The sequence below is a fragment of the Bacillus tequilensis KCTC 13622 genome (assembly GCF_000507145.1).
Taxonomy (GTDB): Bacteria; Bacillota; Bacilli; order Bacillales; family Bacillaceae; genus Bacillus; species Bacillus tequilensis.
Map to the genome: position 1 here is coordinate 422,779 of NZ_AYTO01000041.1, position 25,248 is coordinate 448,026.

Annotated in this window: 27 protein-coding genes, 3 pseudogenes and 3 riboswitches; of the genes and pseudogenes, 11 read left to right on the plus strand and 19 right to left on the minus strand. The window is 42.5% G+C overall.

Translation table 11 applies throughout. The features are described from left to right. Positions 1-447: 447 nt before the first annotated feature. The 3 genes and pseudogenes from V756_RS0120290 to V756_RS0120295 form a co-directional block, all read right to left on the minus strand. Positions 448-657 (minus strand): annotated as a pseudogene (locus tag V756_RS0120290) (7-cyano-7-deazaguanine reductase); the annotation flags it as partial. A 129-nt stretch (positions 658-786) separates the two neighbouring features. After that, entirely contained in the window at positions 787-1,035 is a 249-nt protein-coding gene (locus V756_RS1000000124075) for a hypothetical protein (RefSeq protein ID WP_162147903.1), read from the minus strand. Between the two features lie 411 nt (positions 1,036-1,446). Further along, positions 1,447-1,764, minus strand: a complete 318-nt coding sequence (locus tag V756_RS0120295; RefSeq protein ID WP_024716279.1) for a DUF1433 domain-containing protein — start codon at positions 1,762-1,764, stop codon at positions 1,447-1,449. A 57-nt stretch (positions 1,765-1,821) separates the two neighbouring features. Here V756_RS0120295 and V756_RS0120300 point away from each other — a divergent pair, with 57 nt between their 5' ends. The 3 genes from V756_RS0120300 to V756_RS0120310 all read left to right on the plus strand — a co-directional run bounded on the left by V756_RS0120300 (position 1,822) and on the right by V756_RS0120310 (position 3,875). Continuing rightward, on the plus strand, positions 1,822-3,255 hold the full coding sequence (locus V756_RS0120300) for a lipase (protein WP_024716280.1): 1,434 nt from the start codon (positions 1,822-1,824) through the stop codon (positions 3,253-3,255). A 13-nt stretch (positions 3,256-3,268) separates the two neighbouring features. After that, the gene (locus V756_RS0120305; protein WP_024716281.1) at positions 3,269-3,580 is read left to right on the plus strand and encodes a hypothetical protein; all 312 of its coding nucleotides are present in this window, start codon (positions 3,269-3,271) and stop codon (positions 3,578-3,580) included. 70 nt (positions 3,581-3,650) lie between these two features. Beyond that, positions 3,651-3,875 (plus strand): helix-turn-helix domain-containing protein, encoded by a 225-nt coding sequence (locus V756_RS0120310; protein ID WP_024716282.1) that lies wholly within the window; start codon positions 3,651-3,653, stop codon positions 3,873-3,875. Positions 3,876-4,370: 495 nt separating this feature from the next. Here the strand turns inward: V756_RS0120310 and V756_RS01000000122870 are convergent. From V756_RS01000000122870 to V756_RS0120325, 3 genes and pseudogenes are all read right to left on the minus strand, one after another. Next, positions 4,371-4,574 (minus strand): annotated as a pseudogene (locus tag V756_RS01000000122870) (tunnelling fold family protein); the annotation flags it as partial. Positions 4,575-4,652: 78 nt separating this feature from the next. Beyond that, positions 4,653-4,922: pseudogene (locus V756_RS1000000123760) on the minus strand (tyrosine-type recombinase/integrase); the annotation flags it as partial. Positions 4,923-5,154: 232 nt separating this feature from the next. Then, positions 5,155-5,901 (minus strand): SDR family NAD(P)-dependent oxidoreductase, encoded by a 747-nt coding sequence (locus tag V756_RS0120325; RefSeq protein ID WP_024716283.1) that lies wholly within the window; start codon positions 5,899-5,901, stop codon positions 5,155-5,157. A gap of 168 nt (positions 5,902-6,069) precedes the next feature. Between V756_RS0120325 and V756_RS0120330 the strand changes: the two genes are divergently transcribed. Then, the gene (locus V756_RS0120330) at positions 6,070-6,429 is read left to right on the plus strand and encodes a winged helix-turn-helix transcriptional regulator (protein ID WP_024716284.1); all 360 of its coding nucleotides are present in this window, start codon (positions 6,070-6,072) and stop codon (positions 6,427-6,429) included. Between the two features lie 256 nt (positions 6,430-6,685). Here the strand turns inward: V756_RS0120330 and queF are convergent, their stop codons facing one another. The 5 genes from queF to V756_RS0120355 all read right to left on the minus strand — a co-directional run bounded on the left by queF (position 6,686) and on the right by V756_RS0120355 (position 10,382). After that, positions 6,686-7,183 (minus strand): preQ(1) synthase, encoded by a 498-nt coding sequence (gene queF, locus V756_RS0120335; protein WP_024716285.1) that lies wholly within the window; start codon positions 7,181-7,183, stop codon positions 6,686-6,688. A 17-nt stretch (positions 7,184-7,200) separates the two neighbouring features. Further along, positions 7,201-7,932 (minus strand): 7-carboxy-7-deazaguanine synthase QueE, encoded by a 732-nt coding sequence (gene queE / locus V756_RS0120340; RefSeq protein ID WP_024716286.1) that lies wholly within the window; start codon positions 7,930-7,932, stop codon positions 7,201-7,203. Continuing rightward, positions 7,925-8,365, minus strand: coding sequence for a 6-carboxytetrahydropterin synthase QueD (gene queD / locus V756_RS0120345; protein ID WP_024716287.1), 441 nt, complete (start codon positions 8,363-8,365; stop codon positions 7,925-7,927). The genes queE and queD overlap by 8 nt, the downstream gene beginning before the upstream one ends. Then, on the minus strand, positions 8,366-9,025 hold the full coding sequence (gene queC / locus V756_RS0120350; RefSeq protein ID WP_024716288.1) for a 7-cyano-7-deazaguanine synthase QueC: 660 nt from the start codon (positions 9,023-9,025) through the stop codon (positions 8,366-8,368). Positions 9,026-9,152: 127 nt separating this feature from the next. Continuing rightward, positions 9,153-9,197: riboswitch (PreQ1 riboswitch) on the minus strand. Between the two features lie 141 nt (positions 9,198-9,338). Next, positions 9,339-10,382: a YkvI family membrane protein gene (locus V756_RS0120355; protein ID WP_024716289.1), complete on the minus strand. Its 1,044-nt coding sequence runs from the start codon at positions 10,380-10,382 to the stop codon at positions 9,339-9,341. A gap of 366 nt (positions 10,383-10,748) precedes the next feature. Between V756_RS0120355 and clpE the strand changes: the two genes are divergently transcribed. The 3 genes from clpE to motB all read left to right on the plus strand — a co-directional run bounded on the left by clpE (position 10,749) and on the right by motB (position 14,798). Further along, entirely contained in the window at positions 10,749-12,848 is a 2,100-nt protein-coding gene (clpE, locus tag V756_RS0120360) for an ATP-dependent protease ATP-binding subunit ClpE (RefSeq protein ID WP_024716290.1), read from the plus strand. Positions 12,849-13,228: 380 nt separating this feature from the next. Beyond that, a complete protein-coding gene (motA, locus tag V756_RS0120370) occupies positions 13,229-14,041 on the plus strand; it encodes a flagellar motor stator protein MotA (protein WP_024716291.1) in 813 nt (270 codons plus the stop codon). Further along, positions 14,013-14,798 carry a flagellar motor protein MotB gene (gene motB, locus V756_RS0120375; protein ID WP_024716292.1) on the plus strand — a complete coding sequence of 262 codons (786 nt, stop codon included), beginning with the start codon at positions 14,013-14,015 and terminating at the stop codon, positions 14,796-14,798. The genes motA and motB overlap by 29 nt, the downstream gene beginning before the upstream one ends. Before the next feature lie 37 nt (positions 14,799-14,835). On the opposite strand, the gene mhqR is transcribed toward motB, so the two are convergent. Beyond that, on the minus strand, positions 14,836-15,273 hold the full coding sequence (gene mhqR / locus V756_RS0120380) for a MarR family transcriptional regulator MhqR (RefSeq protein ID WP_024716293.1): 438 nt from the start codon (positions 15,271-15,273) through the stop codon (positions 14,836-14,838). 192 nt (positions 15,274-15,465) lie between these two features. Here mhqR and kinD point away from each other — a divergent pair, with 192 nt between their 5' ends. After that, positions 15,466-16,986, plus strand: coding sequence for a sporulation kinase KinD (kinD, locus tag V756_RS0120385; RefSeq protein ID WP_081719935.1), 1,521 nt, complete (start codon positions 15,466-15,468; stop codon positions 16,984-16,986). Positions 16,987-17,012: 26 nt separating this feature from the next. On the opposite strand, the gene V756_RS0120390 is transcribed toward kinD, so the two are convergent. Both V756_RS0120390 and spo0E read right to left on the minus strand, forming a co-directional pair. Next, on the minus strand, positions 17,013-17,444 hold the full coding sequence (locus V756_RS0120390) for a hypothetical protein (RefSeq protein ID WP_024716295.1): 432 nt from the start codon (positions 17,442-17,444) through the stop codon (positions 17,013-17,015). 85 nt (positions 17,445-17,529) lie between these two features. Further along, positions 17,530-17,787 carry an aspartyl-phosphate phosphatase Spo0E gene (gene spo0E, locus V756_RS0120395; protein WP_024716296.1) on the minus strand — a complete coding sequence of 86 codons (258 nt, stop codon included), beginning with the start codon at positions 17,785-17,787 and terminating at the stop codon, positions 17,530-17,532. Positions 17,788-17,990: 203 nt separating this feature from the next. Between spo0E and V756_RS0120400 the strand changes: the two genes are divergently transcribed. Further along, a complete protein-coding gene (locus V756_RS0120400; protein WP_024716297.1) occupies positions 17,991-18,311 on the plus strand; it encodes a YkvA family protein in 321 nt (106 codons plus the stop codon). 39 nt (positions 18,312-18,350) lie between these two features. Here the strand turns inward: V756_RS0120400 and mtnD are convergent, their stop codons facing one another. The 5 genes from mtnD to mtnE all read right to left on the minus strand — a co-directional run bounded on the left by mtnD (position 18,351) and on the right by mtnE (position 22,831). Beyond that, positions 18,351-18,887 carry an acireductone dioxygenase gene (gene mtnD, locus V756_RS0120405; protein WP_024716298.1) on the minus strand — a complete coding sequence of 179 codons (537 nt, stop codon included), beginning with the start codon at positions 18,885-18,887 and terminating at the stop codon, positions 18,351-18,353. A gap of 15 nt (positions 18,888-18,902) precedes the next feature. Then, positions 18,903-19,532 carry a methylthioribulose 1-phosphate dehydratase gene (locus V756_RS0120410; RefSeq protein ID WP_024716299.1) on the minus strand — a complete coding sequence of 210 codons (630 nt, stop codon included), beginning with the start codon at positions 19,530-19,532 and terminating at the stop codon, positions 18,903-18,905. After that, the gene (mtnX, locus tag V756_RS0120415) at positions 19,490-20,197 is read right to left on the minus strand and encodes a 2-hydroxy-3-keto-5-methylthiopentenyl-1-phosphate phosphatase (RefSeq protein ID WP_024716300.1); all 708 of its coding nucleotides are present in this window, start codon (positions 20,195-20,197) and stop codon (positions 19,490-19,492) included. Before mtnX ends, V756_RS0120410 begins: the two co-directional genes overlap by 43 nt. Further along, positions 20,194-21,411, minus strand: a complete 1,218-nt coding sequence (gene mtnW / locus V756_RS0120420; RefSeq protein WP_032682213.1) for a 2,3-diketo-5-methylthiopentyl-1-phosphate enolase — start codon at positions 21,409-21,411, stop codon at positions 20,194-20,196. Before mtnW ends, mtnX begins: the two co-directional genes overlap by 4 nt. 84 nt (positions 21,412-21,495) lie before the next feature. Continuing rightward, positions 21,496-21,596: riboswitch (SAM riboswitch) on the minus strand. Between the two features lie 41 nt (positions 21,597-21,637). After that, complete coding sequence (mtnE, locus tag V756_RS0120425; protein WP_024716302.1) at positions 21,638-22,831, minus strand: methionine-glutamine aminotransferase; 1,194 nt, start codon at positions 22,829-22,831, stop codon at positions 21,638-21,640. Between the two features lie 93 nt (positions 22,832-22,924). Here mtnE and V756_RS0120430 point away from each other — a divergent pair, with 93 nt between their 5' ends. Next, positions 22,925-23,704, plus strand: coding sequence for a carbon-nitrogen family hydrolase (locus V756_RS0120430; protein WP_024716303.1), 780 nt, complete (start codon positions 22,925-22,927; stop codon positions 23,702-23,704). A gap of 83 nt (positions 23,705-23,787) precedes the next feature. Further along, a riboswitch (SAM riboswitch) is annotated at positions 23,788-23,944 on the plus strand. Positions 23,945-24,050: 106 nt separating this feature from the next. Beyond that, the gene (gene mtnK / locus V756_RS0120435; protein WP_024716304.1) at positions 24,051-25,244 is read left to right on the plus strand and encodes an S-methyl-5-thioribose kinase; all 1,194 of its coding nucleotides are present in this window, start codon (positions 24,051-24,053) and stop codon (positions 25,242-25,244) included. Positions 25,245-25,248: the final 4 nt, after the last annotated feature.

The window sequence follows — 25,248 nt, forward strand, 5'->3', positions numbered from 1 at the left end:
GTGTAATCATTTTTTTATAAAACATCATAACACATTATAACTTAAATTGATATTTCTTCTATAAAATTCTTATAATTCTTTGTTCAGTTCCCAAAAGTGATGAAAGTCAGTCTTCTACTTTTGAACCAAAACATCTAAAGAAATTAGCTTCGTCTTATTCAAAAACAATCGTTATTCTTCGACCAAATGCACATTGTTTTTATTACATCATCTTAAATATACATACTTTCAACCTCTTATGTGAATTATTAGACCACATTGGTTATTATATCAAAAAAGCATTATTAATTTACCTTTGCAGAAACCTCTTTAAAAAGATAGAACTCATCGAGCAATCGATAAAAATAAAAAGGAGATGCCTATTTGAGACATCTCTTTCTCTGTAGATTACCATGGTCACAATCACAAAATTTCACATTTCTTGTGATCACCTTGTTCTTAGACCACTTAACGATTATCAATCGTCTCCGGATACAAATCATGATTCATCATGCGGTACTCGGCCATTTTTTCATATTTGATGCCAGGCTTTCCGTAGTTTGTGTACGGGTCAATGGAAATGCCGCCTCTTGGCGTGAATTTGCCCCATACTTCGATGTAGCGCGGGTCCATTAACTCAATCAAGTCATTCATGATGATATTCATGCAGTCTTCGTGGATATATGGGGCTTCTGCGTCAATCCTACGGTCACACTGCGGTCACACTCCGCAATCAAACGATCTCGCTTTTCGGCTACTTCGCGCTGCATCGAAGGCAAGACGTGACTATACGATCCGAGCGTCGTTTTAATATTCGCGTGACCCAACCGTTCTTGTACTAACGAGATATGTCACGTGAATGTGGCGTAGTCCTTTTAACGGTATTTTCGGTAAGTCTAAACCGTCGCGGGTTACGTTAAACGAACGCCGGAAATTATTCGGATGCACCCAGCTTCCGTTTTTCGTACATACGACCAGGTCGTTGTCGTCGTATTTATCACCGAGCACGATCCGCTCATGATCGATTAATCCTTTATGCGCAATAAGTGACGCCACCAAACGATCAGGCAAATTAACGGTACGGAAACGCGTTTATCGTCTTGGCTTCCGGAACCAGACCGTGATTACCTTTATCGGCTATCTTCGAAAGGGTTTGGCGAATCGTTAGGATCTTCCGCTAGAAATCGACGTCTGACCACCGAAGCCCCAAGATCTCGCCGCAACGCATGCCGGTAAGAACTGATATTTTCATTCCGAAAATGTTATTTGAAAGAGAAAAACAAGAATAAGCTACTATTTAAGGAGAGGGATCTATCGATTAGAGTTTTTGAAGCCAATAATACATACGAAGCTTACGCAACAATAGCAGGCAAAGGTACACATATAGCTTGCGGTTTAGAAAAATGGTCCACGATATCCGAGGCAATTGAAGGTATAATACAAAAATAAAGACGCCAGGCTGGCGTCTTAAGATTTTTCTTCTGCGTCCACAGAGGAGCTTCCTATTTTGTCACTAACAGGATCATATAGGCCATCAAACTCTTTTGTTTTATCGCCATTAAGATATCCCTCAACGGTAATTCCACCAGTTGGATCAATAAAATATTCCTCGGAATAAGAAATTTTCTCTATACCCTTGTATTCGCTATGCAGGTATTCAGTCATTTTACTTTTAGCTTTTTCAAAAAGAGCACTTTCTTCCTTTTTCACATCATATTGATGCTTCATAATCAGTCCCCCAACAGTTATAATTAACAATAGTAGAATAATAAGGTATTTTTTCAAAAAAAGATCATCCCTTTCCCTTCATTATTTTACATGACATGAAAGGTGTTGTATATCTTGAGCAAGAAAATTAGGACTTCAAGCCTTACGGATGAAACATATTATAGGATGAGTCAGCGTGCTTATAACTATGATTATCTCAAAAAAAAATTAAAGAACAACGATTATATACGTATTAATTCTTCCATTTCAAATCCTACTTATTGGTACGTCGACAAAATAAAATCTGACGATGACACAGGGCTTGACGCGGTTGTATTTGTGCAAGCGGAACAGAAAAACGGCAAATGGGTGAAATCAATAAATCCAGAAAATGTTGTTGTATCTTTTGCAGGAACGGATCTCGGAAAAGACCCGATCAATGATGGCGCAAAAGCTGACGGCGGCAACATTGTTTTTGGAAGCGACCCCAAAAAAGAAGCTCATTATATCGTTGAAAAGGACGCGAAAGACACGTCTAAAACACTCGGAAAATATAACGGCACACCCTCTCAAGACGCGATGCTCACAACAGGAGACTATAAACTTATTACAAAAACGTCACAAGTTGATCAAGCAGACCAGCTCGTTAAGGAAGTGAAAAGAAAGTATAACGGAACATCGACGATTGTTTCAACAACAGGTCATTCACTCGGAGGTGCAGAGGCCGAATACAGTGCGGTAAATAATGATATTTATGCGGTCGCGTTTAACAGCCCTTCTGTCGTCAAACTACATACTGATAATAAGCAAGAAGAAATAAACGATGGCTTGTATGACCCTTACGTGAAGTCTATTATCAACCCGGATGATATGGTCGGAGCTGGGTATTGGAACGAATATGACCGCCACAACGGGACCACAATTTACACAAAAAACCCTGCACTTTCACAGATCAATCGCAAACAAAGAATGAGTGGAAGATGGGGTGACCAAATCGAAAAGAACCTCATCTACTTTATAGATACTGTTATTCTTCGAAATCCTGATACACACGGTCTAAATGAAGCCAACTTTACGTTTGATGAAAACGGCAATATCACGAACGTAAACGGCGATGAGCTTGTGTACGATAAAAACCTAAACGCAATGCTGCCGGCTGGTGCGATCGGTGGCGGGGATGCCATTAAAGTAACTCCCAAAAGTGCAAAAAAACTTGCCGAAAAAGTTGACGCGATGGTCGAGGATTTAAGAACGATGAAAAAAGAAGCGCAGAATGCCTATCAAGAGCACGACGAAAAAGTTGCTGAACTAAAAACGGAATTTCACGGACAAGTTGGGCATGGCTTTTATGATCAGCTTAATGCGCAGGATGTAACCAATACGTTAGAGGATTTAGCCCAGTCTTACGATAAAGGACCGATATTTTACGACACACAAGCTGAACAATCATTCATAGATTCACTACAGGCAGCGATTACAGACCTTGAAGAAATAGGCGGCTTCTTGAATAAAATCGCCGACGATTTTGAACAAAAAGATCAAATGCTTGCCAATTGGCTGAGATTATAGGAGTGACAAAGCAATGCCAACGTTAGATAACCTATTAGAACATAAAGAGGATCCAATGCGAAAACAGCTGCAGCGTCAAATGTTAAAAGCAGGTATGACACAAGTGGCAAATACTAAGCTAGAGACGGTTCAAAAAAATCTTAAACCAAAGTTCGAAATGAATTCGCTGCAGAAAGAATTAAATGATGTTTATTCAGCCCTTTTATACAGCTTCGAGGGAAAAGCGCAAAAAGCACTCGCTCAGCGGATTAGTGAAAGTGCCCAGCTTGTCGTTAACGCGGAGAACGACGGAGAAACTTTTGTTACTAACTTTAAACCGAGATAAAAAGCCATTTTAATTACTGATGATAACCAGCAGTTTACTATAGACAAGTTCAGTCGCAGAGGTGATCAAAATGAAATTAAACGTAAAACCGCGCCTAAACGCCGTTATGAAGGCCAAGGGATGGACACAAGTGAGGCTCGCTGAAGCATCGGGTGTTACGCAAGGGTCGATATCGCGATTCGATAAGAACACTCGCCACGAAGATTGGCACGTTTTTTCAATTGCGAAGGCGCTCGAAGTAGAGGTCGAGGAATTATTCGAGATTGAAGAAGTTACGGAAGAGGACGCTGAATAAATCGGCGTCTTTTTTCATAAGTCAAAGTTTATTTTTGAAATGCGCGTTTAAAATGTGTCTGGCGCCTGGGCTTTTCGTTTTTTCTCCCCCGCCCCCTTTTCGTTTTTTCATACGGCTATATTTATACCGATTTAGCTCCTTCTAACTACTTAGCTCATACGTATATCGTTGTAATGTAAAGCCAAGTATATCGCGCATTAACACACGAAGACGCTGCCGAGGTGTTAACGAATCAAATCGCGCAGCAGTAAATATCGCAAAATAACTAAACATCACCTCATATAATCATGTAGAAAACTAATCGAACCAAAAAAAATCCCCGTCTAAAAAGACAGGGATCGTGGTCACACATTTATATATTTTCGGTCACGGTGTGGTCACAAGAGGGCCGCCAAATTGTGACCGGGTCACATTTACGCCTAAAATGGACGTTGAATGTTCGGATTTTACCGTGACCTCACCTCGTTTCACACTCCATATCACATAACGGAATAATTAACGATTATCAATCGTCTCCGGATACAAGTCATGATTCATCATGCGGTACTCGGCCATTTTCTCATATTTCGTGCCAGGTTTTCCGTAGTTTGTGTACGGATCGATGGAAATTCCGCCTCTTGGCGTGAATTTGCCCCATACTTCAATGTAGCGCGGGTCCATTAATTCGATCAAGTCATTCATGATGATGTTCATGAAGTCTTAGTGGAAGAAAAGGCAGGTCAAAGTCTTGTCCCATAAGTACTTGCTCTAGACATTAATCATGAAGTCACACCAATTTCACACCTTACCAAACGATTGATCAGGTTTTTTAGACACTTCAGCGTCCATTGCAGGAAGAACATGAGTATATGTTTTTAGTGTCGTTGTAATTCGTGCGTGCCCCAATCTTTCCTGAACAATCCTAGGGTTAAAATTTAGAATCCCAATTAAAAAGGTAGCATGTGTATGTCTTAAATCATGGCAGCGAAGTTTAGGTAAATTCAATGCATCTCTTGTTACATTAAATGATCTCCTATAATTATTAGGATGTACCCAGTTCCCTGTTTTAGAACATACAACGCCCCCGTTACTTTAAGTACATTTATTCACAGTGTAATCTTTTTTACAGGTCATTTAGTGGTAGCCCCAGGAAAATGCGAATTTACAACGTTAATCAAATTCAAACATAAAAAAGTCGAATTCCCTGTCCTTTAAGGAAAACGACTTTTTTATACGACTTCTTCGAGTAAATCCCCATTAACCTTTTTTGGGGACTATTTGTAATCTCTGCGCAGTGAAATTATACCTGTGCTAGCCCGCCATCTACGAACAATTCAACACCCGTCAAGTAACTGCTTTCGTCTGAAGCAAGGAAAGATACAGCGTTTGCTACTTCTTCAGGTGTCCCAACTGTTCCAGCTGGAACAGTATTTTTGGTATTCTCCATTGCTCCTTCAAGTGCATCACCAAAAAGCTCATCGTATGCAGGTGTAAGAATAACTCCTGGACTAACCACATTTACACGGATTTCAGTACCTTTTAGGTCAAGAATCCAGTTGCGAACTAGTGCTCTTAATGCTGCTTTAGATGCTCCATATACACTAAACGCTGGGTTGCCAATTGATCCAGCAGTAGAGCCCGTTACAATAATAGAACCTACTTTGTCTGGGAATAGTGATAATGCTTTTTGAACAGTAAAGATGGTTCCTTTAACGTTAATGTCGAACGTTCTATCAACCTGCTCTTCAGTAATTTCACCTAATGGAAGGAAGCTGCCGATGCCTGCATTAGCAAAAAGAATGTCCAACTTACCTTTTTCCTGCTTTATAATGTCATATAGTTTGTCTAAGTCTTCAAGCTTAGAAATATCACCTTGAACACCGGTTACGTTCTTGCCAATTTGGTTAACAGCTTTATCAAGTTCGTTTTGTCTACGTCCCGTGATATAAACATATGCACCTTCGTTTACAAATTTTTGTGCTGTAGCAAGACCAATCCCACTTGTTCCACCCGTTACAAGCGCTATTTTACCTTCAAATTTACCCATACTTAACACTCCTTTAGAATTAATTTTATTTTATGTCTAGTACCTTTAAGTACTTGAAGAACAACTTACAAGATATAGTATCCTTCAGTAAGCACATTATCGGAAGTACCCACTTTTTTGTGATATAGTAACTAAAAAGTAACAAATGTGGAATGGAGAGCTTTAGACATGAAAAAATTTAGCTGTGGGTTTGAAGTGACAAAGGAAGTTATTGGCGGAAAATGGAAAGGTCTTGTATTATACTTTTTAATGAATGGACCAAAGAGAACGAGTGAATTAAAGCGCATTATCCCAAATATAACTCAGAAAATGCTGATTCAAACACTTAGAGAGCTTGAAGCCAGTGGACTTGTGAGCAGAAAGATGTATAATCAGGTACCGCCGAAGGTTGAATATTCATCCACTGAACTTGGAGAATCTCTTAAACCTATCTTGCAGGAGCTCTGTCAATGGGGAGCCCATTATGCGGAGCAAGAGTATGCAGAAGGTGAATATGAAATTGTACAACCAGAACAACTAAAGTATTGATAATAATATTTAATGCCTATGATCTCTAGATAGGCATTTTTTCTTTCGAATAAAAAAGAAAAGACGTACAAATTGTACGCCTTAATCTGCTTCTGTACTATCAATTTTTCACTACATTAAAGTCACAGTTCAGGTTGCACCTTAGGTCACACTTTTTGATGCAATTCCCATGAATAGAGCCATTTTCAGGTGTGACTTTTCCCACTTTTACTGTGACTCCACTTCGTCTCCCACTCGGTATCACACAACGGAATGATTAACGATTATCAACCGTCTCCGGATACAAATCATGATTCATCATACGGTATTCCGCCATCTTCTCGTACTTCGTGCCCGGCTTTCCGTAGTTTGTATATGGGTCAATGGAAATTCCGCCTCTTGGTGTGAATTTGCCCCATACTTCGATGTAGCGCGGATCCATTAATTCAATCAGGTCGTTCATGATGATGTTCATGCAGTCTTCGTGGAAGTCACCATGATTTCTGAAGCTGAACAGATACAGCTTCAATGATTTGCTTTCAACCATTTTTTCATCAGGAATGTAGCTGATGTAGATGGTCGCAAAGTCAGGCTGCCCTGTTTTCGGACATAAAGACGTGAATTCAGGGCAATTGAATTTTACAAAGTAATCGCGGTTTACATGTTTATTAGGGAAGGATTCCAGCACGTCCGGCGCGTATTCAAACAAATAATTTGTGCCTTGGTTGCCAAGCAGTGTGACACCTTCTAATTCTGATTCTTTTCTTGTCGTCATATTTATCTTCCTTTCTATTATACTCCGCGTTTGTTGCCCCATAACAGGGTGTGCAGCTGCGGAAGCACTCTTACGAGATTCAGCTCCGCATCGGCAGCTACCTTATCAACAAGCGCTTCATATTTTCCAAGCAAATGTGCAATCAATGTCTGATCATCTGTCGTGTGCACGTCATCGTTGCCGACTTGTAAATAAAACGGGATTCCCGGGTAACGCTTGTGCACCGTTTTGGCAAAAGCTAAATCTTCATCATTGAAAATAACAACCTTTAAGCTGACAGCATGCTGTCTGTTATTCTCTTTAAGTGAAGTCAAAATGTGATCAAGCTTTTGAAAGTCCGTCACCATTTTTGAGCTTGGCGGCTTTGGAGAAATTGTCAAATCATCGATCAGCGTAAACCACTCCTGATAAACAGTCCCCTGGGTTTCGAGCGCTGCACGGATGTTGTTTTCCTTCAGCAGCTCAATAAAAGCATCCAGCTGTTTTAACAAAGCCGGGTTTCCGCCCGAGATCGTCACATGGGAAAACGCATCTCCCCCAATCTCCTTAAGCTCTGTAAAAATTTCCTCAGCCGTCATCCAGCGAATATCTTTTTTAGCAGACCCGTCCCAAGTGAAAGCAGAGTCACACCAGCTGCAGGAATAATCACAGCCGGCTGTCCGGACGAACATCGTTTTCTGTCCGATCACCATGCCCTCTCCTTGAATCGTCGGGCCGAAAATTTCTAATACAGGGATTCCTTTAGCCATTCAAACCACCCTTTTTCGGACGGTAGACACAGTAGCTTGTCGGTGTTTCACGGACAAACACCTGTACACAGGCCGGCTTATTCTCCAAAGTGTCTAAATAAGCCTGTACGTTGTCATAAATCGTTTTCGCCACGACTTCAGTTGTCGGCAGCGAATAGCGATCATCCTGAGAAAAATCTTCATGATCATTCAATAGCGTATGATCATAGTTTCCGTGCACAAGTTTTTTGAGCACGCTGAAATTGACAAGGAAGCCGGAATCGTCAAGTTCGTCGCCGGCAACGGTTATATTTACAGTATACGTATGTCCATGAACCCTGCTGCACGCTCCCGCACTTTCCCGAGGGATAAAGTGAGCGGCTGAGATGTGCATGTCCTTATTCAGTTCAAACGAATAAGGATGCTGGGCCTGCGGATAAATTTGTGATAACAATTATGCACGCTCTCCTTTCATCACCATATATTCTTCATAACCTTTGGAACGGAGGTGGCATGCCGGACATTCGCCGCAGCCGTCTGCGATGATGCCGTTATAGCAAGTCAGCGTATTATTTTTTACAAAATCAAGTGCGCCAAGCTCATCTGCAAGCTTCCATGTTTCCGCCTTGTTGAGCCACATAAGAGGCGTATGAATGACAAACGGCTTCTCCATCGCCAGGTTTACCGTTACATTGCAGGATTTCACAAATTCATCACGGCAGTCAGGATAACCGCTGAAGTCTGTCTCGCAAACTCCTGTAATAATGTGGCGCGCGCCAATTTGGTATGCCAGGATAGATGCAAAGGATAAAAACACCAAATTTCGGCCCGGAACAAATGTAGATGGCAATTCGCCGTCTTTTACTTCTATTTCAATATCATCTCTTGTCAAGGCATTCGGTGCAAGCTGATTTAAAAGAGACATATCAAGCAAATGGTTTTTCACACCAAGCTTTTCTGCAATGGATTGTGCCACTTCAATTTCCTGCGCATGACGCTGATTATAATGAAACGTCACTGTTTCGACTTCTTCGAATTCTTTTAGAGCCCACAGTAAGCATGTGGTGCTGTCTTGACCGCCGCTGAATACGACAATTGCTTTTTCTTTTTTCATAATTCCTCTCCTTCTCCGCAATAAAAACGTCGGCGAGAGACATTGCTACAGCTGATTCACACAAAAAAACACCTTATCGGAAGGTGCTCTAGAAAAACATAAAAAAGGCCGTATCCAAGGATACAGCTCGTCCTTAGTTTTTTATAGAGGGTGTAGCTAGAACCTCTCCCGCATATCGCACGGATTTTCTTCAATTTTTCACTTCTGCTATCTTACCATAATGTTGTTTTTCTTGACAATAAAAAAAGTCGGCCACTAGCTTTCTGATCAAGCTTTGTTCTGCAATGACGGCCCGCTTCATTATATATGTATGTTACAAACTGCGCCGCCGGGGAGCCTTTTTGCAAATCAGGGCGCCTATGAAGGCCAGACTCACATAGCCAAACAAAGGATAAATCGTTGAAATCAGGTTGCCGTATCCAATTTGGCTCGTGATATAAGCCGTAATCATAATAGCCGTAAAGATATATTTTCCTTTCATTGGCAGAAAGCTCTGCACTTGCTTTTCCAAACCATAAAGGTTGCCGATCACTGATGTGAACACTTCGCCGAAAATAATGAGCAAATAAATCAAATGGACAGATCGCGCAAAGAGATAAACCACTTGAGCCATCGGTATATCATACAAAAAAACATCTGGGAGAGTCGACAAAGACAGAAAGCTCGCGGAAAGCACAATCGTCAGCATCGTGCCTCCGATTAAAGCTCCTTTTTTGATCACTTTTTCCGATGACATTTCATTCGCAAGCGGGACCAAAACCGCTTGGGCAAGCGATAAATTCAATGCGCCGTAAGAGAATGCTGACAGGAGCCAATCCCAGCGATGCGGCCAGACCCACTGAACCGCGTTCCGTGTCTCGCTGAAAATAAAAGAGTCGGCCACCACAATCATAGAAAAGATAATCAAAAGAGGAACAACAAACACATTAACACCAAAAATGCCTTTTACTCCTCTGGTCATCACAATTAAGCTCAATCCGATCGTAATCAGCATCCCAATTTGTGCGGACATCCCCAGCTGTTCCTCAAAAAGCGCCCCTGCCCCAGAGAGCATGACAGAAGTTACTCCAAGGAGAACAAACAGCATAAAGACATTGATAATCCGCCCAGCCGTCTCCCCGAACAAAAATATGTTCATTTCTTGATATGACTTGGCATTGATTCGTTTAGAAATAATCATCAGCTTGGCACCCAGAAACGTAAACATTCCGCCGCTGACAATAATACCGACTAACCCGAACCAGCCGAATTTCAGAAAAAACTCAACAATTTCCCTGCCAGTCGCAAATCCAGCTCCGACTACTGTACCGACATACACAAAAGCAAGCTGACTTGCAGACCCTTTTGACTGTTCCATTTCTCCCCTCCGAACGAACCGCAGTTTTGTCCATATATGCCTTTTTATAACCTATGAGACAAGTTCCTTGAAAAGACGAAGAAAACATGTTTTACTGTGTGAACAAACCAAAATTTTTTTGTGCAAAAGGCTTGAAAGTCAAAGAAGGTCAGAGTATACTGATAATCAAAGTTGGTCAAACAAACCGGCCTTTTTTAAACATCAATTGGTCAAAGTTAGTCAAATAGTCAGATTGCTCTGAGCATATTGTTTTGAAAGCCGATAGGTTTGCCCTATACTAATAGTCAAAGAAGGTCAAATCAAAACGGCCTTTTATTTCACATTCATTGGTCAAAAAAGATCAAATTTTTAAGGAGGTTTTGGCAAATGCGTTGTCAACATTGTCATCAAAACGAGGCGACGATTCGCCTTAACATGCAAATAAATTCCGTTCATAAACATATGGTTCTATGTGAAACTTGCTATAACGAACTGATCCGTAAACCTTCAATGAGTATGGGTCCTCAATCTTTCGGTTTTCCGTTTGAGCAGGCATTCCAGCCGAAAGAACAAAATGCAGCAAAACAAAGCGCGAAAAAAGGCTTGCTTGATGAGCTGGCTCAAAATGTGACAAACGGTGCAAAAGCTGGTCTCATTGACCCCGTCATCGGCCGTGATGAAGAAGTGGCGCGCGTGATCGAAATTCTGAATCGCCGCAACAAAAACAATCCGGTTCTCATCGGGGAACCGGGTGTAGGGAAAACCGCCATCGCCGAAGGGCTCGCTTTAAAAATTGCTGAAGGTGATGTTCCAAACAAACTGAAAAACAAAGAGCTTTACTTGCTGGATGTTGCATCCCTTGTTGCAAACACAGGGATCAGAGGCCAATTTGAAGAGAGAATGAAACAGCTGATCAATGAGCTGAAAGAACGAAAAAATGTCATTCTGTTCATTGATGAAATTCATCTTCTCGTCGGCGCAGGCTCTGCAGAGGGATCAATGGACGCCGGCAACATTCTGAAACCTGCCCTTGCCAGAGGCGAACTGCAAGTCATTGGTGCCACAACACTGAAGGAATACCGTCAAATCGAAAAAGATGCCGCACTGGAAAGACGTTTTCAGCCTGTCATGGTGCAAGAACCTTCCATTGAACAGGCCATCCGCATTTTAGAAGGGATTAAAGACAAATACGAAGCATACCATGGCGTGACATTCAGCGATGATGCAATCAAAGCATGTGTGACTTTATCATCCCGCTACATTCAGGACAGACACCTGCCGGATAAAGCGATTGACTTATTGGATGAAGCGGGTTCAAAAGCCAACCTGTTACTTGATGAGTTAAGTGATGAAGATGCGGCTGAACGCTTAACTGCGATTGAAGCTGAAAAAACAAAAGCCCTGGAAGAAGAAAATTATGAGCTGGCTGCCAAACTCCGTGATGAGGAAATCTCATTGGAGAAAAAGCTGAACAGCTCTTCCGCTCATTCCGATGTCACTGTGGAAGCTGAGCACATTCAAGAAATTGTTGAACAAAAAACAGGCATCCCTGTCGGCAAGCTGCAGACTGATGAACAAACAAAAATGAAAGAGCTTGAAGCAAAGCTTCAGGAACGTGTAATTGGACAAGAAGCTGCCGTTCAAAAAGTGGCAAAAGCGGTAAGACGAAGCCGTGCAGGATTAAAATCCAAAAACAGACCGGTCGGCTCCTTCCTTTTCGTCGGCCCTACCGGCGTAGGGAAAACAGAGCTTTCAAAAACACTGGCAGATGAATTATTCGGCACAAAAGAAGCAATTATCCGCCTCGATATGAGCGAGTACATGGAGAAACACGCCGTATCTAAAATCATCGGTTCGCCGCCAGGATATGTCGGTCATGAAGAAGCTGGACAATTAACAGAAAAAGTGCGCCGTAATCCTTACAGCATCGTGCTATTGGATGAAATTGAAAAAGCACACCCAGACGTTCAGCATATGTTCCTGCAAATCATGGAGGACGGCCGTCTGACAGACAGCCAAGGCAGAACCGTTAGTTTTAAAGACACTGTGATTATCATGACAAGCAATGCGGGCACCGGCGAAAAACAAACAAAAGTCGGTTTCCAAGCAGAGGACAGTGCCATCGAAGAACAAACGTTGATTGATTCACTGAGCATGTTCTTTAAACCTGAGTTCCTCAACCGTTTTGACAGCATTATTGAGTTCCGCTCATTGGAAAAAGAACACCTTGTCAAAATCGTCAGCCTTCTTCTTGGTGAACTTGAAGAAACATTGGCTGAACGCGGCATTAGCTTGAATGTGACAGACGAAGCGAAAGAAAAAATCGCTGAGCTGGGCTACCACCCTTCATTCGGTGCGCGTCCGCTTAGAAGAACCATTCAAGAATGGGTTGAGGACGAAATGACCGATCTGCTGCTTGATAATAGCGAGATCACAAGTTTTCAGGTCACTTTAGAAAATGATAAAATCAAAGTGCGAGCGAAATAACAATTAGCGGTTTCCTTTTAGGAATCCGCTTTTTTATACATTCATACTCTTGACTGAGAAAATACCATCCCTTCCCTCGAAGCGCTGCTTCCCTTTATCCTTTACACTTTTTTTAAGGAGGGATGGAACATGTTTATACACAGTGAATATTTATTTCTACTCATATATGAAAACAATCTGAAGGAAAGCCTGCAAGCAAACTGCCACTTTCATTAAACCCCAGGGCTTTTCAATTTTGAAAAGCTCATTTTGTTTATTTCTCCCTTCTATGCCTCTTCCTTGAAAATTTCATGAACAAATTCACAATGTCCCTAAAGTTCCGGGCACCAAAACCGATATTAACCATAGACAAGCTAGTAAAAAAGGATTTGGTGAAAACTATGGATAAAACTTCGTTAATTGGTATTATTCTTGCTTTTGTGGCATTGAGTGTGGGAATGGTTCTAAAAGGCGTCAGCTTCAGCGCGCTTGCAAACCCAGCTGCCATTTTAATTATTATTGCCGGGACAATCTCAGCAGTCGTTATTGCGTTCCCAACAAAAGAAATTAAAAACGTGCCTGCGCTGTTCCGAGTGTTATTTAAAGAAAACAAGCAGCTCACAATAGAGGAGCTCATTCCTAAGTTCTCTGAATGGGCTCAGCTTGCACGCCGCGAGGGTCTGCTTGCTTTAGAAGCAAGCATTGAGGATGTAGATGACGCTTTCCTGAAAAACGGGCTCAGCATGGCTGTTGACGGGCAAAGTGCGGAATTTATCAGAGATATCATGACAGAGGAAGTCGAAGCGATGGAAGACAGGCACCAAACCGGAGCCGCTATTTTCACACAGGCAGGAACATACGCGCCGACACTTGGAGTACTTGGCGCCGTAATCGGTCTGATCGCCGCCCTCTCTCATATGGACAATACAGATGAGCTCGGACACGCCATCAGTGCAGCCTTTGTTGCCACCCTTCTCGGTATCTTTACGGGATATGTATTATGGCATCCTTTCGCAAACAAATTAAAACGTAAATCAAAACAAGAAGTAAAACTGCGTGAGGTCATGATTGAAGGTGTTTTATCCGTTTTAGAAGGACAGGCACCGAAAGTCATCGAACAAAAACTTTTAATGTACCTTCCTGCGAAGGACCGCTTGAAATTTGCAGAACAAGGAGAGGCGCAAAATGGCGAGAAAAAAGAAGAAGAAGCATGAGGACGAGCACGTTGATGAATCATGGCTCGTTCCTTACGCCGACATCCTAACTCTTCTCCTGGCATTATTTATCGTGCTGTATGCGAGCAGCTCGATTGACGTAGCTAAATTTAAGATGCTTTCAAAATCATTTAATGAAGTCTTTACAGGCGGCACCGGTGTAATGGACTATTCCAGTGTCACCCCTCCTAAAGAGGAGAAAGATGGAATCGATAAAGTTCAAAAGGATAAAGAAGAGAAAGAAAAAGAGAAAAACAAGAAAGAAAAAGCAGCTGATCAAAAAGAACTTCAAAGTGTGAAAAGCCAGGTGGACAAGTTCATCAAAGATAAAAAGCTGGAACATCAGCTAGAAACAAAGATGACTAGTGAAGGGCTTTTGATTACGATTAAAGACAGCATCTTCTTTGATTCTGGGAAAGCGACCATCCGTAAGGAAGATGTTCCGCTTGCACAAGAGATTTCCAACCTTCTTGTGATTAATCCGCCGAGAAATATCATTATCAGCGGACATACTGATAATATGCCAATTAAAAATTCCGAATTCCAATCAAACTGGCATTTAAGCGTCATGAGAGCGGTAAACTTTATGGGGCTCCTGATTGAAAACCCTAAGCTCGACGCAAAAGTGTTCAGTGCTAAGGGCTATGGGGAGTATAAACCGGTGGCTTCCAACAAAACTGCGGAAGGCCGAGGCAAAAACCGGCGCGTTGAAGTTCTCATCTTGCCAAGAGGCGCAGCGGAAACAAATGAGAAATAGAAAAAAGGAAGCCTTATGAATATCAGGCTTCCTTTTTTTACTTATTATGAAACTGTTTTGCGTTTAAGCCTACTCTTTTTAACATTTCCGTGCACATCTCTACCTCTTCTTCACTTAATACGCTGATCATTTCATCAATTTCTGCAGCATGACCAGGGAAAATATCATCCAAAAGACCGATGCCTTTTTCAGTGATTTGTGCAAATGTCACTCGTCTATCTGTAGGAGACGCTTTCCGAATGAGGAGTTCTTTTTTCTCCAGCTTATCTACAACGTATGTGATACTCCCGCTAGCCAAGAGAATTTTATCCCCTATCTGCTGCAGCGGCTGATCGCCTTTATGGTACAACAGCTCCAGCACAGCAAATTCAGTCGGATTCAGTCCATGCTTATGAATATGCTTATTCATATGATCATTAATAGACCGATACGCGCGCGACAGCACGATAAATAATTTCAGTGATTTTTCTGTCATGTCTCAATCATCCTTTTAGAAACCGTTACAGAGAAACATTAATAAACAAAGACCGAAATGTCAATAAAAATCTTTCCAATATTTCTCTTCTTTTTTATGATATAAGCATCTAAACATCTTTTTCTAATTTTTTTGGTTATTTTTTCTTATTAAAGAAGAAGAAACAATGATATAATACCTCTAATCAGGTGTATGTTGGAGCGATGCAAATTGAAAATACTAAAAGGCGCCTGCGGGAGTGTCAAACTTTATCTGATACTAGTCGTGATTCCGGCAATCGTCATCAGCTTTTTCGTATATGAAAAAGAAAAAGATACAATAGCTGCAGAACATAAGCAAGAAGCGAGTGTCCTGCTGAACCTTCACCGCAACAAAATCAACTATTTAATCGGAGAAACAAAGGCGAGAATGACTTCCTTGTCCATCGCCATCGACAGACCGGTTGATATAAAGAAAATGCAGTCGATTTTGAAAAAAACCTTTGATTCGGAGCCGAGGTTTTCCGGTCTCTATTTACTGAATGCCAAAGGAGATGTCACCGCAAGCACAACAGAATTAAAAACGCAAGTAAACCTGGCCGACAGATCTTTTTTTACAAAAGCGAAGGAAACAAAAAAGACAGTCATTTCAGATAGTTATTCGAGCAGAATTACAGGCCAGCCGATTTTCACCATTTCTGTCCCTGTTTTGGATTCAAAACGAAATGTGACAGATTATCTTGTCGCAGCTATTCAGGTTGATTATTTAAAAAATCTCATTAACTTGCTGAGTCCTGATGTTTACATTGAAGTTGTAAACCAAGACGGAAAAATGATTTTTTCGAGCGGACAGGCCTCTCATGCAGAAGATCAGAAACCAGTCAGCGGCTATCTGGATGATATCAGCTGGAATATGAAAGTATATCCGAACCCGGTCACAATAGAAGAACTGACGAAAAGCCTTTTGCTTCCGCTTTCATGCAGTATTGTACTGCTGAATATCCTTTTTATTCTCGTGCTGTATTATTTGCTGAAGCGGCAGACCCAGCTGGAGCGCTCGGAAAACGAGGCGCAAAAATTAGAGCTGATCGGAACGCTTGCTGCCAGCACAGCCCATGAAATCCGCAACCCGCTCACCGGTATCAGCGGCTTTATTCAGCTGCTTCAAAAGAAATATAAAGGTGAAGAAGATCAGCTGTACTTCTCCATTATTGAACAGGAGATCAAGCGCATCAATCAAATTGTGAGTGAGTTTCTCGTTCTCGGCAAGCCGACAGCTGAAAAATGGGAGCTGAACTCGCTTCAGGATATTATCGGTGAAATTCTGCCGATCATCTATTCTGAGGGCAATCTATACAATGTTGAAGTCGAATTACAATATTTAACCGAGCAGCCTTTACTCGTAAAATGTACAAAAGATCATATTAAACAAGTGATTTTAAATGTAGCAAAAAACGGCCTTGAGTCAATGCCTGATGGAGGCAAACTGACGATCTCCCTGGGAGCTTTAGATAAAAAGGCCGTTATCAAAGTTGTCGATAACGGTGAAGGGATTTCTCAGGAAATGCTTGATCATATCTTCCTTCCCTTTGTGACTTCCAAAGAAAAAGGAACCGGCCTCGGCCTTGTTGTATGTAAACGGATCGTGCTGATGTACGGCGGCTCCATTCATATTGAAAGTGAAGCGCGGAGAGGCACAGAGGTAACGATCACCCTCCCCGTATCCGATTCATAGCCCCCCTGACCTTGTCAGGAGGGTTTTTATTTTCGTGACCGGGCATTGCCATTCGACTTGTTTGCTGTCCTGCCAGAAAAGAGTCTGTTAATGAAGCGCACCAGCAGTTTCAGCAGCAAAAAAAACATAAAGAATACTAAAAACCCCTTTAAACCTTCCGTGGCATCTAAAAACTCCATATTCCCTCTTCCCGTCACCTTTTGCTGAATTTCAATCGCAAATACGATAACGATGATGACTGTAACGGTATAGATAAAGGACAAGGCTGTCATGCTCCATTTAGATAACCATTTAAACACAGCATGCGTGACGCCGAAAAAGAAAATGCCAAAAATGCCGATCACCCAAAAATGCATTTCTTTGTCGGTTAAATGAATCCCCAACATTCCGCAGAAAGAAATAAAAGCATCATGAAATTGATTAACCATTTCAGTAATGAGAATCGCCAGTTCTTTCATTAGTTCCCTCTTTCATATGAATTTTTCCAGAAAAAAAGAGCGCTTCAGAAAAGCTCTCTCTTTATATATGCATTTGATAGCGCCGCTATTTATTAGCATCGTATGCTGGCATAACATCTCTGCGAGGCCACAAGCCTAATTTCTTTACAAGGCCTTGAATCCCTTGAGAAAGTTCGTTTTCTTGCATGAGCTGGTGATATTCGTTCATTAAACAATCCAGCTCCTGACTGTGTCTGATCGTGTCATGCCCTGTAAACCCCTGCTTTCTAGCGGCATCTATCATTAACTTTCTTTTTTCATCAATAGACACCAACAATCTTTCTTGTTCAGAAGAACCGCCCATTCACTTCACCCCTCGCCGCTAAGAAATAGGAAACAAGTTTGATTGGGTTATTGTGCATTATTACAGATTATACTTTATTTGTAAACATATTTTCATTAAAATAAGTTATTTTTTCAGGTATAATAGATATATTGATAGGATTAGAAGAACAATACCCAGATGAAGAATATCTTAAACACATCGCTAGGCAGGAGGTATGCTCAATGAAGAAAAGAAAAGCAATGATGCTCGGAGCAGCAGGCGGTAAAGCGATGTTAAAAAGGAAAAACCGAAAAAAATCGATTCAGCACATCAAGGTTTTTTTTCAAATGCTCCGCGATTGGAGAAACGGTGACTATCCCCGTTCACAAGTGAAAACCCTTTTGCTTCTAGCTGCTGCGCTCTTATATATCGCCATGCCTCTCGACATTATTCCGGACTTTATCCTCGGTCTTGGGATCATTGACGATGCAGCTGTTTTAGGTTTGATTTGGATGCTGATAAAAAAAGAAATGTCACAATATGAAAAGTGGCGTTTGCAATAAATCTAAAAAGCCCCGTTCGATGAACGGGGCTTTTCCTGCTTATTGATTCACACTGTCTTTTTCATAAATCGGAACCCAGCCTTCAGTTGTGACAAAGATTCTCACCGCGACAACTTTGCGGTCCTCCTGAAGCGTGAAGTAATGGCGGATATTTTCAGGCACGGAGATTAAATCTCCAGGATTTAAACGGACATCAAAAAACGTGCCGTCCTTGCCTTGAATGACAAAAATGCCGTGTCCGCTTACGATAAAACGAACCTCATCGTCTGTATGGTGATGCTCTCTTTTAAAGTTCTCAAGCAGTTCATCAAGTTTTGGGTTGCTGTCTGACAAGGAAATAACATCCTGCGCTTTGTAACCGCGGCGGGCTGAGATATCTTTAATTTCAGCTTCAAAGGTATCAAGAATTTGCTGTTTTTCTCCTTCTGTCAGATCATATTTCTCTGAAAGCTGATCAGGGAGCTTCGCAATATCCCATTGCTCGTAAATCACCTCTTGACTGTCCAGAAAACTTGCTACTTCCTCTTGATTCTCAATGGTTGTATTTGCCTCATTATGAATTCGAATTGTTGCCATTTCAGTTCCTCCTTTTTATTTAACCAGCTGGTGCTGGAGTGTTTTCAATTTCAAATGGCAGCTGAACAAAAATTCATATGCCTCAAGCACTCTTTTTGCTTCAAATGCCGTTTTCCCCCAAGCGGTAATGCCGTGATTTCGGATCAGAACAGCACCTGAATCTTCTGAAACTTCTCCCGAAAACAGTGCCGCGAGCGTCGGAATATGAGCCGGATTTTCAATGATCGGTATGGTCGCTTCTGCATTCTCTTCCCACAGGCCGAGCGCTTTTATGATTTCCTGGCCTCTGAATGTGATTTTCTTTTGGTCTCCGTACAGCTCTGAGATGACATTATTGTTTACCGTATGAACGTGCAGACAGCATCCTGCATTGGTTTTATTGTACAAATGTGTATGAAGGAGTGTTTCCGCTGACGGTTTTAAAGAATGCCCGCTTTCGACAGGCTCTCCGTTTTGATCCACCAGCAGAAAATCTTCATCGGTTTCTTTTCGTTTATCTTTCCCGCTCGCGGTTACGAGAAATGTTAAAGGCTCATCAGAAACTTTAATTGACAGATTGCCGCTAGTCGCCGGAAACCAATCTCTTTCTGCCAATTCCCGTTTTACTTCAGCGAGCTCTCGCCAGCGTTCTTGTTTTGCAGCCATTCCTGTACCTCCGTTACGTTCTCAATCTCTTTTCTAATCTCATAAAAATCGTGATACGGGAGATGATTCAGGTTACGCTCTCGGCATTCGTTTAATAAATAATCCCTTGCAAAGCAAAGGTCAGACAGCTTTGCCGCCTCCACATCTGTAACGGAATCACCGATCATGATGATATATTGGTTCGGTTCAGAAAGGTCATGTATCACCGACGGCTTGCAGCATCCGCATTGATTGCTGCACGTTCCCTTGCAAGAATGCGGCCAGTCAATATGAATATAGTCTTGGTCAAATGACGCATGGTTGCAATAAATATGGTCTTTTTCCACAATGCCTTCAAGCAATGGATACACAAAAAAATCCATACCTCCGCTTACGACATAAAACGGAAGCTCATGCTCCTTGACAAACGCTACAAATTCCCGAAAGCCTTCCCTGATTTTTGCATCTTCCAATACGAATCTCGTCATCTCTTCTTTTAAACTGCTCGGCAGAAGGCCGAACATCCGCCCGACACCTTCCTTAATCGACAGCGATTTGGAGAGCACGCCATCTTTTAATGCCGTCCATTCCGGCGGAGCGAACGTTTTCATAATGCTTATAATGTTATCGTTCATCGTGATGGTTCCGTCAAAATCACAAATAATGAAAGGTTTTCGAGTCGTCATTCTTCCTCAACCTTTCCCCATTTATCTAGCGCAAGCTTCAGATCCTTGCATTGCTTGGCTTTTTCATCAATCGGCTGGGCTTCCAAAACAGCATCAATGACGGCTCTGAACGCTTTGCCTCCGCCTTGGGCGCCATTCGGATGTCCGTGTACGCCTCCTCCGGCGTTAATAATATGATCTATGCCGAAATCCCGCATCAACAGCGGAACCATGCCGGGATGAATGCCTGCTGACGGAACGGCAAATGTCTGATTAAAGGCATCCTCTCTCACACATTCTTCGTGAATCGCGAGCGCATCCTCTCTCGGAAGCGCGACCGAACCGTATGGAGACGGAAAGAGACTGAAATCAGCACCGCAATACCGGTTTAATTTTCCGAGCAGAAGAGCGTGAGAAAAGCCATAATCCGGAGAAGACGTAAACGCCCCGCTGACAGCTGGATGCGCCATAATCGGGATCTGGATTTCACGATCTTCCGCAAGGCTTTGCATGACGTCCAGGCCATAAGCAAAGACATTAAACAAAAGTGCATCCGCTCCCAATTCGGCGGCGCGTCTCGCTTTGTCTTTCAAATCAGCCGTGCGCCCAGTCAAATTCACCGCATACAGCGTTTTATGTCCGGTTTGCTCATATGTTTCCTTCAATATCTGCTTTCCCTCTGTAATTCTTGTTTCAAAAGGCGCCAGACCTGTTTCAAAGAAAATTTCATCGTCCTTAATCAAGTCAACTCCGCCTAGTGCCTGCTGTCTGAGCTGTTCTTTAATATCATTCAGATCTCTTCCGATAACTCCTTTAAAAATGCTCATTAACAGCGGTCTTTCAAACTCCCCAAGCAGCTTTCGGATGCCGTATATGCCAAACCTCGGTCCCGGCAGCGTGCGCTTAAATGCTTCTGAGAAATGAAGATCAAGCAATTTGATTTTTCCGTCCAGCGACAGCTTGCCAAACACTGTTGTCAGCAAAGCCGGAATGTCCTGAGAGAAATTGATTTCAGGATAGGCAATTGTGATCACTGCTTGTTTTCCTGATGCAGGAGTTCCCTCTATCTCCTCAACCTTTATCACCCGCCCCTCGTGCTTTTGCATTTGCTCCTGTTTTAAAAGGGGCAGATCCGTCCAGGAGCCCACTGTCAATCCTGTTGCGATTTGTTCTGCTTTTTTCTCCGTATCGGCTCCCGGTTCTGTCAGGAGATATGTCGCTAATAACTCACTCATGCCAGAGCTCCTTTCATTTTCATCCATATAAAAAAACCTCTTCAAACAGCAATCGCGTCTAAAGAGGTTTCGTTTCTCGTCCGAATCTTATCTCTCAGCCGCCAGCTGCAAGAATTAGCACCGTGCTTTACAAGTCGGTTGCCGGGCTTCATCGGGCTCGTCCCTCTGCCTGCTCTTGATAAGAAAATATAGATTTTATAAATTATTTTGAATTATCCCATCGTTATCAAATCTTGTCAATGCTTTTTTGGGTAAACAGGTTCAGTTTCCCAATTCGATAGGCCGCTTCCTCAAGTCTTTCTTCACTTGTCAGCAGTCCGACTCTGACATAGCCCTCGCCATATTCACCGAAGCCGGTTCCAGCCGCAACCGCCACATTCGCTTTTTCCAGCAAAAGGTTGGAGAACTGCTCAGATGTATAGCCTTCAGGCACAGGCAGCCATGCAAAAAATGAACCTGCCGGAGCTGTCACTTCCCAGCCAATCTCCCGGCATGCCGCGATCCAAGCGTTTCGCCTGCTCTCATAGCGGGCATTTTGCTCCGCCACACACGTTTGATCAGCAAGCAGTGCCGCCGCTGCAGCCTCCTGAGTCGCTCTGAAAAGACTGACAAACATATGGTCCTGATAAAGATTAATCGCTTCAATGACCGAAGCGTTTCCAACGGCAAAGCCGACCCGCCATCCTGCCATGTTATACGTTTTTGACAGCGTGTAAATTTCGATGCCAATATCCTTCGCACCTTCAGTCTGCAAAAAGCTTAACGGCTTGTTCCCGTCAAATCCTACAGCGCCATAAGCAAAATCGTGAACGACACAAATCCCGTTTTCTTTTGCAAAGCTCACGGTTTCTTCAAAAAATTCAGAGGTAGCAACAGCCCCGGTCGGATTATTCGGATAATTTAAATACATCAATTTTGCCTGATCCCTCACCTCAGCTGCGATGCTGCTATAATCGGGAAGAAACGCCCTTTCCTTTACAAGCGGCATCATTTCCATCTTTGCTTTCGCAAGTGTGACACCTGACCAGTAATCAGGATAACCCGGATCGGGCACTAAAATCGTATCACCGGGATTCAGCAAGCATTGCGGGAGCTCGACAAGACCCGCTTTCCCGCCGAATAATACAGCAACTTCAGTTTCCGGGTCGAGATCAATACCGTATTCTCTTTTGTAAAATGCTGCAGCAGCTGACTTCAGACTGTGCGAGCCGCGAAAAGACGAGTATTTATGATTTTCAGGAGCGGCAACAGCCCGTTTCATTTCCTCGACGATATGCTCCGGAGTCGGCTGATCCGGATTTCCCTGTCCAAGATTGATCACGTCGTGTCCTTCCGCGAGCTTTCGATTCACTTTCTGCACCAGAGAAGCGAAGAACTGTTTAGGCAATTCCTTCAATACATGAGACTGTTCAAATATCATCTATTCTCACCTTCTAAAAAAATCTTGAAATGATAGTCCATCATCATATATGGTTAAATCAAAAAAGTAAAGAAAAATTTGGGGGCGTAAAAAATGAAATGGACGATATCTTGTCTTCAATTTGATATTTCTTACGGAAAACCTTCAGAAAATATAAAAAAGGCTGAAAGGTTTATCGAAAAAGAAAGCAAACATGCTGATGTGATTGTTCTGCCTGAACTATGGACGACCGGATATGATCTGGCCAATCTTGATGAGCTGGCTGATGAAGACGGTCGTTCAGCTCAGAGCTGGCTAAAGAAAACGGCTAAAAAACATGGCGTTCATATTGTTGCCGGATCAGTTGCTGTCAGAGAGGATTCTGATGTTTATAATACGATGTACATTGCAGATAAGGAAGGACAAATCATTAAGGAATATAGAAAAGCCCATCTCTTTCAGCTGATGGATGAACATGTGTATTTATCAGCCGGTTCAGAAGATGGGTACTTTGAGCTTGATGGCGTCAAATGCTCTGGGCTGATCTGTTACGATATCCGTTTTCCGGAATGGATCCGAAAACATACGACAAAAGGTGCCAACGTGCTGTTTATTTCCGCGGAATGGCCTCTTCCACGCCTTGACCATTGGAAAAGCCTGCTTATAGCCCGCGCCATTGAAAATCAATGCTTTGTCGCCGCCTGCAATTGTACCGGTTCAAATCCAGATAATGAATTTGCCGGACACAGCCTGATTATTGATCCATGGGGGCGCGTACTTGCTGAAGGCGGCCTGGAAGAAGGTATTGTCCGAGCGGAAATCAACCTTCAGGAAAGCGTTGAGGTGCGTAAGCGTATACCTGTTTTCGATGATATCAGAAAAGATTTATATTAAAAAATAGATTGACAACTTACTAAAACACCTGTTACTATGTTCATCAACTGATAAATTAGAATTGTTTAACAAGTGAATATATTCTCTTATCGAGAGTTGGGCGAAGGATTTGGCCTTTTGACCCCAACAGCAACCGACCGTAATTCCATTGTGAAATGGGGCGCATCTTTTTCGCGCCGAGACGCTTGTCTCTTAAGGCACGGTGCTAATTCCATTCAGATCTGATCTGAGAGATAAGAGAGGCGGACATAGATGTTAAGCCTCCTTCTCTCTGAGAAGGAGGCTTTTTTTACGGCGCTTCAGCTGCAAACGTATCTAGCGATTACATAAATTGGAGGTTATGACAATGGCAGTCACAAAAACACCTTTATACGAAACGTTAAATGAAAGCTCCGCAGTGGCACTGGCGGTAAAACTTGGTTTATTTCCAAGCAAAAGCACACTGACATGCCAGGAGATCGGTGACGGCAACTTAAATTACGTTTTTCATATTTATGATCAAGAACATGACAGAGCGTTGATCATTAAACAGGCGGTTCCTTATGCAAAAGTCGTCGGAGAAAGCTGGCCGCTGACAATCGATCGCGCAAGAATCGAAAGCAGCGCTCTCATCCGTCAGGGCGAGCATGTCCCTCATCTCGTTCCAAGAGTGTTCTATTCCGATACTGAAATGGCGGTTACCGTCATGGAGGATCTTTCTCACCTGAAAATCGCAAGAAAAGGACTCATTGAGGGCGAAAACTACCCTTACCTGTCACAGCACATCGGTGAATTTCTAGGAAAAACACTTTTTTATTCATCGGATTACGCGCTTGAACCTAAGGTCAAAAAACAGCTTGTTAAACAGTTTACAAATCCGGAGCTGTGCGACATAACGGAAAGACTTGTCTTTACAGACCCTTTCTTTGACCATGACACAAATGATTTTGAAGAAGAGCTTCGTCCTTTTGTCGAAGAGCTTTGGAATAATGACAACGTCAAAATCGAGGCCGCAAAGCTGAAAAAGTCATTTTTAACATCGGCAGAAACACTCATTCACGGTGACTTGCATACAGGAAGCATTTTTGCCAGCGAGCATGAAACAAAGGTAATTGATCCTGAATTTGCTTTTTACGGACCGATTGGCTTTGATGTGGGCCAATTTATCGCCAACTTATATTTGAATGCACTCGGGCGTGACGGTGATGCCAGAGAGCCGTTATATCAACATGTCAAGCAGGTTTGGGAAACATTTCAAAAAACATTCACTGAAGCCTGGGAGAAGGACAGTTTGGATGTTTACGCCAACATCGACGGTTACCTTTCTGATACGCTCAGTCATATTCTTGAAGAGGCAATCGGGTTTGCGGGCTGCGAGCTGATACGCCGCACGGTCGGCCTTGCCCATGTTGATGATCTGGATACGATCGTGCCGTTTGATAAACGAATCGGCAGAAAGCGTCTGGCGCTTGCAACCGGCGCAGCCTTTATCGAAAAACGTTCGGAATTCAAGACGATAACAGATGTTACTGAATTATTTAAGTTACTTGTAAAGGAATGATCTG

What these genes read in the sequence shown, in the direction of transcription:
- V756_RS0120305 (WP_024716281.1), top strand. Translation starts at nt 3,269, where the DNA reads ATGCCAACGTTAGATAACCTATTAGAACATAAAGAGGATCCAATGCGA.
- V756_RS0120310 (WP_024716282.1), top strand. Translation starts at nt 3,651, where the DNA reads ATGAAATTAAACGTAAAACCGCGCCTAAACGCCGTTATGAAGGCCAAG.
- V756_RS0120325 (WP_024716283.1), bottom strand. Translation starts at nt 5,901, where the DNA reads ATGGGTAAATTTGAAGGTAAAATAGCGCTTGTAACGGGTGGAACAAGT.
- V756_RS0120330 (WP_024716284.1), top strand. Translation starts at nt 6,070, where the DNA reads ATGAAAAAATTTAGCTGTGGGTTTGAAGTGACAAAGGAAGTTATTGGC.
- queF (WP_024716285.1), bottom strand. Translation starts at nt 7,183, where the DNA reads ATGACGACAAGAAAAGAATCAGAATTAGAAGGTGTCACACTGCTTGGC.
- queE (WP_024716286.1), bottom strand. Translation starts at nt 7,932, where the DNA reads ATGGCTAAAGGAATCCCTGTATTAGAAATTTTCGGCCCGACGATTCAA.
- queC (WP_024716288.1), bottom strand. Translation starts at nt 9,025, where the DNA reads ATGAAAAAAGAAAAAGCAATTGTCGTATTCAGCGGCGGTCAAGACAGC.
- V756_RS0120355 (WP_024716289.1), bottom strand. Translation starts at nt 10,382, where the DNA reads ATGGAACAGTCAAAAGGGTCTGCAAGTCAGCTTGCTTTTGTGTATGTC.
- clpE (WP_024716290.1), top strand. Translation starts at nt 10,749, where the DNA reads ATGCGTTGTCAACATTGTCATCAAAACGAGGCGACGATTCGCCTTAAC.
- motA (WP_024716291.1), top strand. Translation starts at nt 13,229, where the DNA reads ATGGATAAAACTTCGTTAATTGGTATTATTCTTGCTTTTGTGGCATTG.
- motB (WP_024716292.1), top strand. Translation starts at nt 14,013, where the DNA reads ATGGCGAGAAAAAAGAAGAAGAAGCATGAGGACGAGCACGTTGATGAA.
- mhqR (WP_024716293.1), bottom strand. Translation starts at nt 15,273, where the DNA reads ATGACAGAAAAATCACTGAAATTATTTATCGTGCTGTCGCGCGCGTAT.
- kinD (WP_081719935.1), top strand. Translation starts at nt 15,466, where the DNA reads ATGTTGGAGCGATGCAAATTGAAAATACTAAAAGGCGCCTGCGGGAGT.
- V756_RS0120390 (WP_024716295.1), bottom strand. Translation starts at nt 17,444, where the DNA reads ATGAAAGAACTGGCGATTCTCATTACTGAAATGGTTAATCAATTTCAT.
- spo0E (WP_024716296.1), bottom strand. Translation starts at nt 17,787, where the DNA reads ATGGGCGGTTCTTCTGAACAAGAAAGATTGTTGGTGTCTATTGATGAA.
- V756_RS0120400 (WP_024716297.1), top strand. Translation starts at nt 17,991, where the DNA reads ATGAAGAAAAGAAAAGCAATGATGCTCGGAGCAGCAGGCGGTAAAGCG.
- mtnD (WP_024716298.1), bottom strand. Translation starts at nt 18,887, where the DNA reads ATGGCAACAATTCGAATTCATAATGAGGCAAATACAACCATTGAGAAT.
- V756_RS0120410 (WP_024716299.1), bottom strand. Translation starts at nt 19,532, where the DNA reads ATGGCTGCAAAACAAGAACGCTGGCGAGAGCTCGCTGAAGTAAAACGG.
- mtnX (WP_024716300.1), bottom strand. Translation starts at nt 20,197, where the DNA reads ATGACGACTCGAAAACCTTTCATTATTTGTGATTTTGACGGAACCATC.
- mtnW (WP_032682213.1), bottom strand. Translation starts at nt 21,411, where the DNA reads ATGAGTGAGTTATTAGCGACATATCTCCTGACAGAACCGGGAGCCGAT.
- mtnE (WP_024716302.1), bottom strand. Translation starts at nt 22,831, where the DNA reads ATGATATTTGAACAGTCTCATGTATTGAAGGAATTGCCTAAACAGTTC.
- V756_RS0120430 (WP_024716303.1), top strand. Translation starts at nt 22,925, where the DNA reads ATGAAATGGACGATATCTTGTCTTCAATTTGATATTTCTTACGGAAAA.
- mtnK (WP_024716304.1), top strand. Translation starts at nt 24,051, where the DNA reads ATGGCAGTCACAAAAACACCTTTATACGAAACGTTAAATGAAAGCTCC.